This is a genomic window from Microbacterium sp. lyk4-40-TSB-66 (genome assembly GCF_030209475.1).
Taxonomy (GTDB): Bacteria; Actinomycetota; Actinomycetes; order Actinomycetales; family Microbacteriaceae; genus Microbacterium.
The window spans coordinates 358,390-373,333 of sequence record NZ_JARVRW010000003.1; the positions used below are offsets into that span (position 1 = coordinate 358,390).

15 protein-coding genes are annotated in these 14,944 nt (G+C 70.6%); 10 read left to right on the top strand and 5 right to left on the bottom strand.

Annotated features, from left to right (window positions below; genetic code table 11):
• The first annotated feature begins 16 nt into the window (after positions 1-16).
• A complete protein-coding gene (locus QRO03_RS06735; RefSeq protein ID WP_285136749.1) occupies positions 17-1,990 on the top strand; it encodes an Ig-like domain-containing protein in 1,974 nt (657 codons plus the stop codon).
• Between the two features lie 80 nt (positions 1,991-2,070).
• The gene (locus QRO03_RS06740; protein WP_285136750.1) at positions 2,071-3,096 is read left to right on the top strand and encodes a LacI family DNA-binding transcriptional regulator; all 1,026 of its coding nucleotides are present in this window, start codon (positions 2,071-2,073) and stop codon (positions 3,094-3,096) included.
• Between the two features lie 30 nt (positions 3,097-3,126).
• On the opposite strand, the gene QRO03_RS06745 is transcribed toward QRO03_RS06740, so the two are convergent.
• Positions 3,127-4,251 (bottom strand): AI-2E family transporter, encoded by a 1,125-nt coding sequence (locus tag QRO03_RS06745; protein WP_285136751.1) that lies wholly within the window; start codon positions 4,249-4,251, stop codon positions 3,127-3,129.
• 80 nt (positions 4,252-4,331) lie between these two features.
• On the opposite strand from QRO03_RS06745, the gene QRO03_RS06750 reads away from it, so the two are divergent.
• From QRO03_RS06750 to QRO03_RS06765, 4 genes are all read left to right on the top strand, one after another.
• Positions 4,332-4,637 (top strand): chorismate mutase, encoded by a 306-nt coding sequence (locus tag QRO03_RS06750; RefSeq protein ID WP_285136752.1) that lies wholly within the window; start codon positions 4,332-4,334, stop codon positions 4,635-4,637.
• A 351-nt stretch (positions 4,638-4,988) separates the two neighbouring features.
• A complete protein-coding gene (locus QRO03_RS06755) occupies positions 4,989-6,368 on the top strand; it encodes a quaternary amine ABC transporter ATP-binding protein (protein ID WP_502883011.1) in 1,380 nt (459 codons plus the stop codon).
• Complete coding sequence (locus tag QRO03_RS06760) at positions 6,368-7,351, top strand: ABC transporter permease (protein WP_285136753.1); 984 nt, start codon at positions 6,368-6,370, stop codon at positions 7,349-7,351. The genes QRO03_RS06755 and QRO03_RS06760 overlap by 1 nt, the downstream gene beginning before the upstream one ends.
• A gap of 137 nt (positions 7,352-7,488) precedes the next feature.
• Positions 7,489-8,394 carry a glycine betaine ABC transporter substrate-binding protein gene (locus QRO03_RS06765; protein WP_285136754.1) on the top strand — a complete coding sequence of 302 codons (906 nt, stop codon included), beginning with the start codon at positions 7,489-7,491 and terminating at the stop codon, positions 8,392-8,394.
• Between the two features lie 533 nt (positions 8,395-8,927).
• On the opposite strand, the gene QRO03_RS06770 is transcribed toward QRO03_RS06765, so the two are convergent.
• Entirely contained in the window at positions 8,928-9,659 is a 732-nt protein-coding gene (locus tag QRO03_RS06770; RefSeq protein WP_285136755.1) for a YqjF family protein, read from the bottom strand.
• Between the two features lie 47 nt (positions 9,660-9,706).
• Here QRO03_RS06770 and QRO03_RS06775 point away from each other — a divergent pair, with 47 nt between their 5' ends.
• Positions 9,707-9,967, top strand: a complete 261-nt coding sequence (locus QRO03_RS06775) for a DUF3253 domain-containing protein (protein ID WP_285136756.1) — start codon at positions 9,707-9,709, stop codon at positions 9,965-9,967.
• A gap of 384 nt (positions 9,968-10,351) precedes the next feature.
• Here QRO03_RS06775 and QRO03_RS06780 read toward each other — a convergent pair whose 3' ends face one another.
• Entirely contained in the window at positions 10,352-11,089 is a 738-nt protein-coding gene (locus QRO03_RS06780) for a hypothetical protein (RefSeq protein WP_285136757.1), read from the bottom strand.
• 33 nt (positions 11,090-11,122) lie between these two features.
• Positions 11,123-12,145 carry a hypothetical protein gene (locus QRO03_RS06785; protein WP_285136758.1) on the bottom strand — a complete coding sequence of 341 codons (1,023 nt, stop codon included), beginning with the start codon at positions 12,143-12,145 and terminating at the stop codon, positions 11,123-11,125.
• A 191-nt stretch (positions 12,146-12,336) separates the two neighbouring features.
• On the opposite strand from QRO03_RS06785, the gene QRO03_RS06790 reads away from it, so the two are divergent.
• The 3 genes from QRO03_RS06790 to QRO03_RS06800 all read left to right on the top strand — a co-directional run bounded on the left by QRO03_RS06790 (position 12,337) and on the right by QRO03_RS06800 (position 14,826).
• The gene (locus tag QRO03_RS06790; RefSeq protein WP_285136759.1) at positions 12,337-13,629 is read left to right on the top strand and encodes a TrkH family potassium uptake protein; all 1,293 of its coding nucleotides are present in this window, start codon (positions 12,337-12,339) and stop codon (positions 13,627-13,629) included.
• Positions 13,622-14,320 (top strand): potassium channel family protein, encoded by a 699-nt coding sequence (locus QRO03_RS06795; protein WP_285136760.1) that lies wholly within the window; start codon positions 13,622-13,624, stop codon positions 14,318-14,320. The genes QRO03_RS06790 and QRO03_RS06795 overlap by 8 nt, the downstream gene beginning before the upstream one ends.
• A gap of 62 nt (positions 14,321-14,382) precedes the next feature.
• Entirely contained in the window at positions 14,383-14,826 is a 444-nt protein-coding gene (locus QRO03_RS06800; protein ID WP_285136761.1) for a YciI family protein, read from the top strand.
• Here the strand turns inward: QRO03_RS06800 and QRO03_RS06805 are convergent.
• The gene (locus QRO03_RS06805) at positions 14,804-14,941 is read right to left on the bottom strand and encodes a hypothetical protein (RefSeq protein WP_170210666.1); all 138 of its coding nucleotides are present in this window, start codon (positions 14,939-14,941) and stop codon (positions 14,804-14,806) included. The two genes, QRO03_RS06800 and QRO03_RS06805, sit on opposite strands and share 23 nt — an antisense overlap.
• Positions 14,942-14,944 lie beyond the last annotated feature (3 nt).

The following is a 14,944-nucleotide window of genomic DNA, read 5'->3' on the forward strand; positions in this document are numbered from 1 at the left end:
AACGACAGGACCCACCATGCACACACCCCGCCTTCTGACGCGGGCGTCCGTCGCCCTCGTCACGCTCGCCCTCGCCGTCGGGACCGCCGCGGCCATCCCTTCGCCCGTCTCCGCCGAGACACCGGGCAACATCGCCCTCGCCACCGGCGAGCACGCGCCCGACGTCGCCGTCAGCTACGTCCCGCCGTGGAATTCCGCCGCTGCCCTCAACGACGGCGCATCGGCGCCCACCGACAACCTGAACGCGATGTGGGGCACGTGGGGCGTCGCTCCCGCCCCCGCCGACGACGTCGCGACCTACACGTGGGATGCGCCGGTGACGGTGTCGGCATCCACCGTCTTCCTCTGGCAGAACGCCGGGGTCGGCGACGGGGGTGTCCGCATCCCCGCGGGATGGTCGCTGGAGTATCAGGATGCCGCCGGGGAGTGGGAGCCCGTGCGCGGCGACGACGTCGCGTACCCGCTGCCCGCCTTCGACCCCGCGCAGCCGAAGACGTCGCTCGCTCCGGTCAGTGTCACGTTCGACGCCGTGACCACGCGAGCGTTGCGCCTCGTCCTCGAGCGGCAGGTCGTCGACGGTCAGCCCCACGCGACGAGCGTCATCGAGTGGGAGGTCACCGGCGTCGCCACGCCCGACGACCCCGACCCCGATCCGGGCGACGGTTTCGTCGCCGCGGAGGACGTCGCGGTGCGCACCCTCACCGGGGTGCTGCCCACCCTTCCCTCCCGCATCTGGGTGGCTGACGCCGACGCACCGCTGCGGGAGGGCGCTGTCTCGTGGGACGCCGTGACGCCGGCGGACGTGGCGAAGCCCGGCACCTTCACGGTCACCGGGCGGGTGAGCGGGTACGAGGGCCAGACAGTCGCAGCCACGGTGTTCGTCGCCGACGGGTTGTCGCAGACGATGACCTCGGTCGACTACACCTCGGTGGTCACCGCTCCGGGGGTCGCCCCCGTGCTGCCCGCCACCGTGCGTGCCACGTTCGACGATGGCACGGCCGCCAGCGGTATCCCCGTGACCTGGGACGCCGTCGAACCGCAGTCCTACGCGACGGCCGAGGCGATGTTCGACGTGTCTGGAACCGTCGCGGGCTCGCCCGCCGGGGCGCTCGCCACCGTGTTCGTCCTTGCGCCGGTCGACCAGACGATACCTCTGGTGTCCATCGCCTTCGACGCTGCGCCCGAGGGCTCCGGGTGGTACCTCACCGCTCCGAAGGCGGTCGTGACGGCGCAGAAGACCGCGGCCGACATCGCCTCGACCGAGGTCAGCCTCGACGGGGGTGCGACCTGGCGGCCGTACACCGAGCCGGTCGCGGTCGACGGCCAGGGAGAGGTCACCGTCCGTGCGCGGGCCACGGCCACCGACGGTGCCGTGGGCGAGGCGCGGGCGAGCGCGAGGATCGACACCGTCGCACCGGTCACCGGTGATCGCATCGAGGTGGTCGACGGGGTCTCCGCCCTCGTCACCCTCTCGCCGACCGACGCCGAACCCGGTTCGGGTCTGTCGCGCACGGTCTGGTCGGATGGACCGGATGCCGACCCCGCGGGGGCGTCGAACAACATGTTCGCCACCTACGAGAAGCCGTTCTCGGTCGAGCTGACCGACGCCCCGCGCTTCGTACACGTGCGTTCGCAGGACGCCGCCGGCAACGAGGAGACGACCCGGACGATCACGCTCCCGCCGCGGACGGACGACCCGGCCCCCGCTCTGGTGATCGAGTCGTCGGCATCGACGCGGATGATCGCGGGCAAGGCGTACGTCTCGGTGACCGCGGTGAACCGCTCGGCCGTATCCGCCGAGGTCGAGATCGTGACCGCCTACGGGAAGAAGACCTTCTCGGCGGTTCCGCCGGGGAAGACGGTGAGCGTGGCGTTCTCTTCGCGGACGTCGTCCGTCCCCGCGGGAACGGCCACCGTGACCGCTCGTGCCACGATCGACGGCACGCAGGTCACCGAGACGTTCGACGCGCCCTACGGCGCGAAGAACTGATGTCGCGGCAGCGGGGGCAGGCTCGCCTGCCCCCCTTGCCCTCCGGGGGCGCGACGTCCTCGCCGCAGGATCGGACGGGCGTGCTGCCGACGGCTTCGAGCCGCGGGTGGCAACGGCCCAGCATCTACGACGTCGCCCGCCATGCCGGTGTGTCGCACATGACGGTGTCGCGGGTCCTGAACGACCAACCCCACATCCGCGAGACCACGCGCCGGCACGTGCTGCGGGCCATGGACGAGCTGAACTACACGCCGAGCTCGATCGCACGGGCCCTCGCCACGGGGCGGCCCCGTCGCATCGGCGTGCTCGTCGACGGCCCGATCGAGAACGGACCCAACAGGACACTCCGCGCGCTCGAGAACGCCGCTCGCGAGGTCGGGTATGCCGTGAGCGCGTTCTCGAGCGACGACGGGGGCTTATCCCCGGCGGGCTCCCGGGTGATGGAGCTCGTCACGGAGGGCGTCGACGCGGTGTGCGTCATCGCTCCGCGCGAGTCGTCGCTCGATCAGCTCCGCCAGCAGACCACCGGCCTTCCCACGATCGTGATCAAGGCCGAGTCGGATGCCGCCTGGCACACCGTCGGCGTCGATCAGCGCGAGGGGGCGCGACTGGCCGTGCGTCACCTCATCGAGCTCGGTCACCGCAACATCGCCCACCTCGCCGGTCCGATGGACTGGTTCGACGCCCGGGAGCGCGCTCAGGGGTGGCGGGAGGCGCTCGCCGAGGCGGGACTCGTCGAGGGGCTCTGCCTCATCGAGGACTGGGGCTCCGAGTACGGGTTCGACGTCGGCCGGTCGCACGACCTGGGCGAGGTGACGGCCGTGTTCGCCGCGAACGATCAGATCGCCCTCGGTCTCATCCATGGGCTGCACGACCGCGGCATCCGGGTGCCGCATGACATCAGCGTCGTCGGCTTCGACGACCTGTCGGACGCGCGTCACTTCCTGCCTCCCCTCACCACGATCCGCCAGGACTTCGCCGCGCTCGGTGCGTTGGCGTTGCGACGGATCGTCGCCGCGATCGAGGGCGAAGCGGTGGCGGGACACGACGTGATCCACCCGACGCTCGTGGTGCGGGGCTCGACGGGACCGCTCGTGCGGGGGTGAGGTCGAGAACAGGCGCGCGCTCGGCGCGACCTACTTCTTGGCATCCTGTCGCGGGATGACGATCTGCTTGATGATCAGCAGCACCGAGGCCGTCACGGGGATGGCGACCAGGGCGCCGAGCAGGCCGAGAAGCGTTCCCCCGACGAGCGCGCCGATCACGACCAGCGCCCCGGGGACCGAGATCGTGCGGTTCATCACGCGCGGCGTCAGCAGATATGCCTCGATCTGCATGTAGACGAGGTACACGATCGCGAAGATCAAGCCGGCCGTCGGGTTCACGATGAGGGTGAACACCGTGGCGGTGGCCCAGAACAGCACGGAGCCGACGAGGGGGATCAGGGTGATCCCGAACGCGAGGGCGGCGAGAAGGGCGGCGAACGGCTGCTGCAGGATCATCAGCACGATGAACGCGAACACCGCGTTGCACAGGGCGAGCACGACCATGCCCGCCAGGTACCCGCCGACCGAGTCGGTGATCTGCCCGGTCATGTCGGACACCGTCGCGCGGCTCCGCGCGGGGGTGAGACGCACCAAGGTGTTCTTCATGCGGGGCAGGGATGCCAGGAAGTACAGGCTCAGCACCAGCACGATGATCGCGCCCGAGATGAAGGTGCCGATGTTGACACCGACCTGCAGCAGGCCGCCGCCGATCGCGGCGATGTTCGCGGGGTTGGTCACGAAGCCCTGTACCTCTTGCAGGATGTCGCCGAGGCTGTCTCCGAAGTTCGTCTCGACCCAGCGCACAGCGTCGCTGTCGATGAGGTCGTTGACGAAGGCGGGGATGTCGCCGATGAACTGCTCCACCTGACGCACCACCGGCGGGATCAGCAGCCACAGCGCTCCGCCGAGGATCACTGCGAGGCCGCCGAACACGATCACGATGGACCAGGCGCGCGAGAGCCCGCGGCGCACGAGCATGCGCACGAGCGGGTCGAGCGCGAGTGCCACGAAGAGGGCGATGGCGATGTAGATGAGGACGGTCGACAACCGGCCGAGCGCCATCGCGAGAAGAAACGCCGTCAGCCCTCCGAGGGTGAGGAAGAACCCGGCGGGGAACGGGCGCGAGATCCCCGTCCAGACCGGCTTGTCTCGGGAGGTCGACGCCCCGGCGTCGGCGCCCTCGGCGGTGGGGTCGGGACGCGTCGATCGGCTCATGCTCACACTGTAGGACTCCCGCGTCACGGCCGACGGACCGGGGTCCGGCGCGGTAGGGTCGAGGCGATCTGGGAGGACACATGACCGACGCCGACCCCTCGACGATCCTTCACGGGCTTCGCGGCAGTATCGACAACATCGACGCCGCGTTGATCTTCCTCCTCGCCGAACGATTCCGCTGCACGAAGCAGGTCGGGGTGCTCAAGGCGAAGCACGGGATGCCGGCATCCGACCCCGCCCGCGAGGAGCAACAGATCGCGCGCCTCATGCGCCTGGCCGAAGACGCCGACCTCGACCCGGCGTTCGCCGAGAAGTGGTTCAACTTCGTGGTCGCCGAGGTCATCCGCCACCACCGCTCCGCCGCCGCGGAGCCCGCCGCCGACTGACCAGCGACACGCCCGGGCCGACATCGACGGCCCGTCCGACAACGGTGTCAGAAGGACGCCGAGCACATGCGCGCGCGTGCCACACGGCATCCGGAATCGCAAGGCGAGCGACGATTTGCCAGCCATTCCATCAGCATGAAACGTTTGTGCAGGCCCGTTTCAGGGCCGCCCACCCGACCAGTCCGCGGTCGCCGGTGACGACTCGAGGAGTCGACGCGGCGAGCGTACGGTCGGCGGCCTGAGCGCCGGATCCGATGTCCGGTGCTGATGCGTTCCACCCGCCGAGAGCGCAGACGGCTGCCACCCGGGCGTGACCGCTGCGGCCACCCGAAGGCCGCTGAGGTGCACACAGTGACCCATCCGCCTGCCCTGCAGACGCCCGCCTCGACGAGGCCCGCCACGACCACTCCCGCCGACGCGACTCCCGCGTCCGCGAAGCCCGCCCTCGCGGCGAAGAACCTCTTCAAGGTGTTCGGCCGCGCGCCCCAGGCCGCCGTCGACAAGCTCCGCTCCGGGGCTCGCCGCGAAGACACGGCCGACGACGGGACCGCCGCCGTCATCGACGCGAGCTTCGAGGTGAAGCCCGGCGAGATCTTCGTCATCATGGGCCTCTCCGGCTCGGGCAAGTCAACGATCATCCGCATGCTCAACGGCCTCCACGAGGCCACGGCGGGAACTGTCGAGGTGCAGGGCGACGCCCTCACCGGCGTCGGCGCCGCGCGCCTGCGCTCGCTCCGCCGCGACCGTCTCGCCATGGTCTTCCAGCACTTCGCGCTGCTGCCCCACCGCACGGTGGCCGCGAACGTCGCCTACCCCCTCGAGCTCCGCGGGGTCGGAAAGGCCGAGCGCCTCGCCAAGGCGAACGAGATCCTCGCCCTCGTCGGCCTCGAGGGCTGGGGCGACAAGCTCCCCTCGGCGCTCTCGGGCGGAATGCAGCAACGCGTCGGCATCGCCCGCGCCCTCGCCGCCGACACCGACATCCTCCTGATGGACGAGGCGTTCAGCGCCCTCGACCCGCTGATCCGCCGCGAGATGCAGGAGCAGCTGCTCGAACTGCAGCGGACGCTGAAGAAGACCATCGTCTTCATCACCCACGACCTGAACGAGGCCATGTTCCTCGGCGATCGGATCGCCGTCATGCGCGACGGACGGATCGTGCAGATCGGCACCCCCGAAGACATCCTCACCGACCCCGCGAACGATTACGTCGAGCAGTTCGTGCAGGACGTCGACCGCGCCCGCGTACTCACCGCCGGGAACGTCATGGAGCGCGCGCGTCCCCGTGTCGACGCCTCCGCCGGTCCCCGCACGGCGTTGCGTCAGATGCGCGACGCGTACATGTCGGCCGTCTACGTCACCGATCGCGACCGCAAGCCCCTCGGCATCATCACCGACCGGGATGCCATCACGCTCGTGCGCGCGGGGGAGAGCTCGCTGCTCGCCAAGCTCAAGCCCCTGCCGCAGAGCGTGCGCGACGACGACGTTCTGATGAACCTCTTCGTCCCCTCCGTCGAGTCGCCGCTCCCCCTCGCCGTCCTCGACGCCGACGGGCGTCTCGCCGGGGTCATCCCGCGCGTGACCCTGCTCGCGGCGCTCGGCCCCGGCCCCACCGCCACCGAGGAACTCACCGTGCTGCCCCAGCCCCTTCCTTCCGCCGAGATCGACGCGGTGCTCGACGGGACCCCCGCCGACGCCGGGGTCACGGCATCCGAGATCGAGGGGGTGCGCTGATGGATGGTTTCCGTATCCCCGTCGGATCCTGGGTGGATGCCGGAGTGGACTGGGTCCGCGACAACCTCTCGGGCCTGCTCGACGTCGTCGCCGTGGTCGTGCGCTTCCTCGTCGGCGGGCTCAGCGACGTGCTGCTCGCGGCGCCCATCATCGTGGTCATCGTCGTCGCGGCCGCCCTGGCGTTTCTCCTGCGCTCGTGGAAGCTCGCTGTCGGCACGGTGATCGGGTTCGCGCTCATCCTGGCGATGGGCCAGTGGGTCACGGCGATGCAGACGCTCGCGCTCGTGCTCGTCGCCACCATCGTCGCCGTGGCGATCTCGGTCCCCTTGGGAATCTGGTCGGCGCGCAACCCCACGGTGCGCGCGGTGCTCAAGCCGATCCTCGACTTCATGCAGACGATGCCCGCCTTCGTCTACCTGATCCCCGCGATCACCTTCTTCAGCATCGGCGTCGTGCCCGGTGTCGTCTCGACCGTCATCTTCGCGCTGCCCCCGGGCGTGCGGTTGACCGAGCTCGGCATCCGCGGAGTCGACTCCGAGACGGTCGAGGCCGGCCACGCGTTCGGCGCGACGCCCGGGCAGATCCTCCGCGGCATCCAGCTGCCCCTCGCGATGCCCACGATCATGGCCGGCGTGAACCAGGTCATCATGCTCGCGCTGTCGATGGCGGTGGTGGCCGGCATCGTCGGAGCCGACGGCCTCGGCAAGGAGGTCGTGGAATCGATCTCCACCGTGAACCTCCCCAAGGGCGTCGAGGCGGGCCTGAGCGTCGTCGTGCTGGCGGTCTACCTCGACCGCCTCACCGCCGCCCTCGGCGACCGTGCCGGCAGCAGCGGGTCGCTGCTGGGCGTGTGGGGTCGACGTCGCGCCGCCCGCGCGGCCACGGCGACGACCGCGTCGGCACCGCAGACACCGGATGTCACCTCGCCCGCCGAGCGCGAGCAGACGCCGACCGACCGCACCCCGGTGCCGGCCGGGCGCTGACTCCCGGCATCCACCCCCCTTCGTCTCCGCGCGAGTCGCCAGGATCTGTCGCTTCCGCAGTCGGGAAGCGTCGGATCCTGGCACCGCGCGCGCGGCGAGCACACGGAATCACATACGAAACGGAAGAGATCACAGCAATGAACACGCGACACCTCACCACCGCCCTCGCCCTCACCGCGGCGGGAGCCCTGACCCTCGCCGGCTGTGCCAGCGGCAATCAGGCCGAAGGCGGCACCGGCGGCGACGGTGAAAGAGGCACGATCACCCTGGGGTTCCTCCCCTCGTGGACCGACGGCCTCAGCACCGCCTACCTGCTCGAGGATCAGCTCGGGAAGCTCGGCTACAACGTCGAGATGCAGACGCTCACCGAGGCGGGACCCCTGTACACCGGTCTCGCCCAGGGTGACGTCGACATCTACCCCTCGGCGTGGCCCGAGCTGACGCACAAGTCGTACATGGACCGCTACGGCGACCAGATCGACGACCTCGGCGCGTACTACGACAATGCCAAGCTCACGATCGCCGTGCCCAGCTACGTCGACATCGACTCGATCGAGCAGCTGAAGGCCAACGCCGCGCGCTTCGACGGCCGCATCTACGGCATCGAGCCGGGTGCGGGCCTGACGAAGCAGACGCAGGAGACGATGTTGCCCGGCTACGGCCTCGACGGCGACTTCGAGCTCGTCACCTCGTCGACCGCGGCGATGCTCACCGAGCTCGACAACGCCATCGCGGCGCAGAAGGACATCGCCGTGACCCTGTGGCGTCCCTTCTGGGCCAATGACGCGTACGACGTGAAGGACCTCGAAGACCCCCAGGGTCTGATGGGCGACCCCGAGGCCCTGCACTTCCTCGGCACGTCCGGCTTCGCCGAGCAGTACCCGGATGCCGCCGAGCTCATCTCCGGCATCCAGCTCGACGACGAGCAGTACGGCGCACTCGAAGACCTCGTGGTCAACGAGTTCGGCGAGGGCCGCGAGGCCGAGGCGGTCGACGCCTGGCTCGAGCAGTACCCGGACGCGTTCTCGACCCAGCGTGATTGAGTCGCGGCGAGGGTGAGCTGCGGCGGGTTGACCTGCGGCGGGGTGACCCTCGGTTCGGCTGGTCCGCGGCGCGGATGACCTGCACGGCGGCCCCCTCCGGAGCGGAGGGGGCCGCCGTCGTTCCGCCTTCACGCAGACCGGTCGACCTCGTCGAGGAGCGGCTGCTTACTCGCAGAACGGCTCCTTCCTCGCAGTTTTTCGGCGAATATCTGCGAGGAACCCGTCGTTCTGCGCTCGTCGCGGCACGTCGCCGCTGCCGGTCGCGTAACTCGCGGCGCAGCGCGCTGCAGACATGGCGTCGGCGCTTCCTCGCAGAACGGCTGCTTCCTCGCAGGTTCCCGTCGGAAATCTGCGAGGGAAACGTCATCCTGCGATCGGCGCGGCAGTTCGCCGCTGCTGGTCACGGGATCCGCGGCGCAGTCCGCTCCAGACCGGGCTTCGGCGTCTCCTCGCACAACGGCTACTTCCTCGCAGGTTCCCGTCGGAAATTCGCGAGGGAAACGTCATCCTGCTGGCGTCGCGCCGTCCGGGCTCTACGCGATCGCGTGCGCCCCGGTGAACCGCGTGATGAAACCGGGGTGATCGGCGGGCATCGCGAGCACCGAGTCGGGGGTGCGGCCGGCGAGCTGGGGAAACCCGGCGTCGGCGACCAGCTCGTCGTCGAGCACGTCGAGCTCGGCGGTGACCAGCGGCCACGGCTCGTGGGCGTTCGCCGCCCAGATCGTGCGTCCGAGGTGACGCTCGTGAAAGCCCCAGCGAGCGGTGAGGAAACGCGACAGGTCGGTGTCGACGGTCTCGGTGCCGAGCGTCGCCCGTACACGGGTGCCCGGATGCCGACCGCCGTGGCGCCGTGACCGGTACTCGATGCGGCGACCATCGGTGCGCACTCCCGCCCGCGCCCAGCGGTAGGGGAGGCCGAACAGCGCGCGGGCGGCGAGCACCGGGGCGAGGTGCTCGGCCTCGAGCGTCTGGAACACCACTCCGCGCCGGCCCGCGTCGTCGACCGCGTAGGTGCGCACGTTGATCTCGGTGAACGTGCCGAGCAGCGGCACCGGCGGCAGGGGCAGGAACCGGAACTCGCTCAGCACGAACGGCACGAGGCCCACCCACGCGGATCCGTCGTGCACGTCGGGACGCGTCCCCGGGGGCAGCAGCGGCGCGACTTCGGCCGGGTCGACCCGCCAGTGCACGAAGACGGCGCGGTTCCACCGCTGCGCGATGACGGCGCGGCCGGGCAGGTCGGGGGCGTGGCGCTCGGTGATCACCGGGTCATTCTGGCCCCGGCGCCGTGCCGCGGAGGGACACTGGACAGATGGCCCCGTCACCTGGTGCAGACCCGCGGCTCGTGGCATCCATCCGCGAACTGCTCGCCGCGCGCGACGCCGACAAGACGATCTGCCCCTCCGAGGCCGCCCGCGCGGTGGGCGGAGACGACTGGCGCGACCTGATGCAGCCGGCGCGCGACGCCGCGCACGAGCTGGTGGGCCTCGGCGAGGTCGAGGTGACCCAGAAGGGCGAGGTTGTCGACGTGATGACGGCTCGCGGGCCGGTGCGCATCCGACGGGCTCGCTGAGGCGCCGGCGCGGCACCGGCCGGGTGGGGAGTGTCCCCGGAATCGGTCGACGTCACCGGATCCGGATGCCACGGCCCGCGGCATCCGATTCTGTTTCGGTCGTCCGATTCTGCGACGCGTGCCGCCGCTTGCGGAACGACGCGGTTCCGGGCGCGGCCGCTCGCAGATGCGTGCGAATCTCGCAGCTTTCGCGGAGGAATCTGCGATCTCCGCGATCGTCTGTCAGATTCGTGCGGGGGCGGGCGGGGGAGCGCAACGGAATCGGAAGGTCTCACCGGATTCGGATGCCACGGCCCTCGGCATCCGAATCTGTTGGACTCGTCCGATTCCGCGGCGCGTGCGGCTGCTCGCCGAACGGCGCAGACCGCGGCGAAGCGGGCGCGCTCAGGCGGCGGAGCCGGGCGCGGTCTCGGACGGCGGCGCGGTGCGCTGGCGGGGGAGCTCCAGAGCGACCTTCTTCTCGAGCACGTCGACGGCTTCGTCCGAGAGCAGAATCAGGCCGTCGAGCTCCTCGCGCACCCGGCGGTAGGCCAGCTGGCGCTCGTTCGGGGTCGCGGCCTGATCGGTCGCGACGATGAGCAACTGCTTGGCGGTGTCGAGACGCTTGCGTTCGTCGGGGGTGAAGGCGGCGTCCTTCACGCGTCGGGCGTCGCGCTCGGCCACGTCGAAGGCGACCTCGTAGTCGGTGACGGCGTCGCGGTATTCCTTGAGGCGCTCCGGCGAGAGGGTCTCGCCCTCGTCGGGGCGCAGCTTGTCGGCCGCCTTCTTGGCACGCAGGAACGCGGCTGTGAGCGGCTGACGCCCGTCGCTCATCGCGGGATAGGTGATGAGCTTGGTCGCGTCGAGCTCGTACTCGAGCCAGCGGTGCGTGACCTCGTCCTGCGCGGCGACGACGCGCCCCTGCGCGCCGCCGAGCTCGCCCGCCGATGGCGTGACCGCCGCCACGGGTGCGGTCGCCGAGACGGCTCCCTGGGCCTTCAGCAGCTCCAGCTGCTCGCGGTGGCGGCGGCGTGCGGTGACCTCGCGGTGCCGCACGCGCGCGTTGATGGCGCCCATCGTCATCCCGAAGATCGGGAACGCGAGCCACCAGTACTGCCCGGCGAAGGTCCAGAACTCGTTCACGGCGCCATGCTACGCCGCTGGACTCTCGCTCTCTCAGGAAGTGGGCGGTCTCGGCCGGTCTCGTGCGGGAGGGGGCCAGACGGGACTCGTGCGCGACGGGGTGCCTCCGGCTTCCCCGCCGGTGCGGGGCGCGCGGGGCTCGGGGTCGGGACCCCGCTTCTGCGGACGCTTGGCGCCGCGCTCGTTCCAGTTGCGCGCCGCCGCACGGCCCATCGACTCCATCGAGCGAGCCAGGGCACGCTGCGCCGTCTCCGCGAGATCGGATGCCACCCGGCTCCACGCATCGGTGCCCTCGACGCTCGGCTGCTCGCCACCGCGGCGAGCCGCCTGCTCGGCCCGGTCGAATGCGTGACCGGCGCGGCGGACGGCATCGCGGTAGGCGAGGAAGTCGGCGGGCTCGAGGCGCGTCTGGGGCGTCGCCGGGCGCAGCCACTGGGCGCGCTCGTGCGCGCGGAGGAACTCGGCCAGCAGGGGAGAGCGCGGGTCGGTCATGACGGGGTAGTCGATCGCGAGGGCCGTATCGGTCTCGTAGGCCATCCATCGCGTCAGGATCGCGTCGTGTTCGGCGAGCACCCGAACGACGGGGAGCGGCGCGCTGCCGGCGCGGATCGCCGGGAGCATCGCCTTCGCCGCCCTGACGCCGGCCCGTCGTGCCCGCACCTCGGCGGACGCGGCCCGCAGGTCGCGCTGCGCGTCGACCAGCCGTGCGCGCGCGGCGGTGACGACGTCGTTCGAGACTCGGGATGCCGCCCGCTCCGCCTGCGCGCGCACCGCTTCGGCGTCGGCGACCTTGACGTCGGCGCGGCCGCGGGTCACGGCGTTGCGCGCCATCTGCAGGTCGAGCTGAGCGGCGTCGAGCTCGAGGCGTCGTGCGGCGGTCTTGCTGAGCGGGCGAGAGGCCCACGCCCGTGCGGCGCGATCCGTGGTGGTCGTGGTGCCCGCGGGGAGGGCGCGCTGTCGTGAGCGGCGCACGCCGATCCAGCCGACGGTGCCCGCACCGGCCGCGGCGGGGCCGATCCACCACCACTCGGCGAACAGGGCCAGAAGCGGTTCCACGCCCCCATGCTACGTCGGGCCACCGACACGGTGCTGGGTGTCGAGAGGTTCCTTCGCATATCGGGCGTAGGGCGCACCCCACGGCCGCCCCGCGCATGTGAGATCGTTTCGGAGTGAGGAACCGGCGGCGCGCGATCCCCCGAGTCGACGTCCTCCGTGGGATGTTCCGACTCACCCCGGGACGAGTCATCGTGCTGGCCTTCGCCGTGGTCCTCGCCCTCGGCACGGCTCTGCTCAGCCTGCCCATCGCCACGGCTGAACGCCCGGCCACATTCATGGAGGCGCTCTTCACCGCCACGAGCGCGCTCTGCGTCACGGGCCACGTGATCGTCGACACGGCGACCTTCTGGACGCCGTTCGGGCAGGTCGTGATCATGGTGCTCATCCAGATCGGCGGCTTCGGGGTGATGTCGCTCGCGACCCTCCTCGGTCTGCTCGTCGCGCGCCGTCTCGGGCTGCGCACGCGCCTGACCGCCGTGAGCGAGACGCACACCGTGGCGGTCGGCGACGTGCGCCGCGTGCTCATCGGTGTGGCGCTGATCACCCTCGTGGTGGAGGCGGTCGTGGCGGCCCTGCTCGTCGGCCGGTTCTCCCTCGGCTACGGCGAACCGTTCGGTCGGGCGGTGTGGCTCGGGGTGTTCCACTCGGTGTCGTCCTTCAACAACGCCGGGTTCGCGCTCTTCAGCGACAACCTCATGTCGTTCGTGACCGATGCCTGGATCTGTCTGCCCATCTGCCTCGCCATCATCCTCGGTGGCCTGGGCTTCCCGGTGATCATGGAGCTGCGCCGACGCTTCCGCTTCCCCCGGCGCTGGACGCTCAACACCGTCACCGTCATCGCCGGCACCCTCACGCTGCTCGTCTTCGGTGCGTGCGCGCTGACGGCTCTCGAGTGGTCGAACCCCCGGACGCTCGGCCCGCTCGACCCGGCCGGGCGCCTCCTGGCCGGGTTCACGATGTCGGTCATGCCCCGCACCGCCGGTTTCAACACGATCGACGTCGGCGGGATGCTGCCCGAGAGCTGGTTCGTGACCGACATCCTCATGTTCATCGGCGGCGGTCCGGCCGGCACGGCGGGCGGTCTGAAGGTCACGACCTTCGCCGTGCTGCTGTTCATCATCGTGGCCGAACTGCGGGGCGACACCGCGGTGAACATGTTCGGCAAGCGTCTGCCCCGCTCCACGCACCGCGAGGCACTCACGGTGGCACTCCTCGCGGTCGCCCTCGTCGTCAGCTCGACCCTCGCGATCATGCTGATGAGCCCGTTCGAGTTCGACCGTGTGTTCTTCGAGGTGATCTCGGCGTTCGCCACAGTGGGGTTGTCGACGGGCATCACGGCCGACCTCCCCGACGCTGCTCAGCTCATCCTCATCGCCCTCATGTTCATCGGCCGCATCGGTCCGGTGCTGCTCGGCGCCGCCCTGGCGTTGACACGGCAGAAGCGCATGTACGAACTCCCGAAGGAGCGTCCGATCATTGGATAACCCGTCCCCCTTCTTCAGCCGTCGCCGGTCGCGCAACAACTCCGCCTCGGCCATCGCGGTCATCGGGCTGGGCCGCTTCGGCGGCGCCCTCGCCACGGAGCTGGCCCGCTCCGGCACCGAGGTGCTCGGAATCGACGCCGACGAAGACACGGTGCAGTCGCTGAACGGCGTGCTCACCCACGTCGTGCGCGCCGACTCCACCCGTCAGGCGGCGCTCGAGCAGCTCGGTGTCGTCGACTTCGACCGGGTCGTCGTCGGGATCGGGTCCGACATCCAGGCCAGCATCCTCACGACATCGCTGCTCAAGCGCATGGGCGCCCGGTCGATCTGGGCGAAGGCCATCAGCGAGCAGCACGGGCTCATCCTCGAGCAGCTCGGGATCGAGCACGTCGTGTATCCCGAAGCCGATATGGGCCGGCGCATCGCCCACCTCGTGCGCGGGGCCATGCTCGACTACGTCGAATTCGACCGGGATCTCGTCGTCGCCAAGACGGTGGCCCCGCGCGAGATCGTCGGGCAGACCCTGGAAGCGTCGGCCGTGCGTCGGCGGCACGGGGTGACGATCGTGAAGATCCGCGGCGCGGATGGGGAATGGCGCGCCGCGGGCGCGGCATCCGTCATCCGCGAGGGCGACCTGTTGATCGTCATCGGCCCGGTCGAGCGCACCGAGCGCTTCGCAGCCCTGGCCTGACGTCCCTTGTGCGCCCAGCCGTCCGCGACGAGAGTGATGGCGACGCGATGGGGGAGGTCGTCATGAAGGTCATGCTCGTGATGTGGTCCGACGGGAGCTACGACGGCGGTGACGCGGAAGGGGACTACGCCGCCTGGATGCGGTACGAACAGGCGCTGCGCGCCGACGGGGTGATGAGCGAATCGGGCCAGTTCGCCGAGGTCGAGGACGCCCGTGCGGTGATGACGTCGATCTCACGGCATCCGGATGCCGAGCCCGAGCCCTCGCGTGCCCTGTCGGGCTACTACCTGCTCGACGTCGCCGACCTCGATGCGGCCCACCGATTACGCGCGGCGCGCACCGTTGTACGGCACCGTCGAGGTGCGCCCGATCGTGGAGTACTGACCTTCAGCCCGCTCGAGAAGGCGTACAGGGTGTCGTTCTGCGTGGCTGAGGCGCCCGCCAGGCGACAGAAGACGAACCGTTACGCGAGGGCGAAGAGGATCAGCCGAGGATCAGGGAGATGACGGTCGCGCCGCCGCCGGTGAGGACCAGCGCGCCGATCACGACCCACGCGGTGATCTTGACGCGCTTCTGACGCTTGTCGCTGAACACGGTCATGTCGTCGTCGTCATCGGTCATCGC